We start from the raw sequence: 918 nt of genomic DNA on the forward strand, positions 1-918 counted from the left end.
GGTGGGTCCGCCGGCGTTGAGGGCGTTCAGGACACTGGTGTACGCCGGCTTCTTGTTCCCGTTGCTGTCGAACAACAACGGATTCTCCCCCGTACGCCACGAGTCACTGTCCCGGATACCCCACACCGTGATACCCGCACACCGCGCCACCCGCATACACGCCGTGGTCACCGCACCAAACGCATTCGCCTGATTCGACCCCGAAATATCCAACTCCGTGATCTGAACCTCCACCCCCAGATCAGCGAACCGCTGCAAATTCGCCTGATAATCCGACGGCGGCATCCCACCAAGATGAGACTGGAACCCCACACAGTCGATCGGCACACCCCGGGACTTGAAATCCCGAACCATGTTGTAAATCCCCGTCGACTTCGCGTTCACACCATCAGTGTTGTAATCGTTGTAACACAACTTCGCACCCGGATCCGCCGCGTGCGCCGCCTTGAACGCCTCCTCGATCCAGTCATTCCCCGTCCGCTGCAGGTTCGAATCCCGCCGACCCCCACTACCCCCGTCAGCGAACGCCTCATTCACCACATCCCAGGCGTAGATCTTCCCCTTGTAGTGCGTCGCCACCTGGGTCACGTGATTCATCATCGCGCTCCGCAACGCGGAACCCGACATGCCCTGCGCCCACCCCGGCTCCTGCTGATACCACAGCAACGCATGCCCCCGCATCCGCTGACCATGCGCCTGCGCATGCGACACGATCGCGTCACCACCGGAATAGTTGAACCGGCCCTGCTGCGGCTCCGTCGCATCCCACTTCATCTCATTCTCGGGAGTGATCATATTGAACTCCCGATCCAGAATCGTGGTGTACTGCGACTGCGACAACTTCCCCGCCGCCACCGCCGCACCAAAATACCGATTCGTCTGCGCCGCCGCCGCACCCAACGTCGTCGCGGCACTGGC

General features: G+C 61.5%; 1 protein-coding gene. It reads right to left on the reverse strand.

From position 1 onward, the window contains the following. The coding region (locus ACXN5W_RS30345; RefSeq protein ID WP_473161813.1) for a glycoside hydrolase family 10 protein at window positions 1–918 on the reverse strand (918 nt) is incomplete at both ends.

The organism is Plantactinospora sp. A48 (assembly GCF_055793945.1).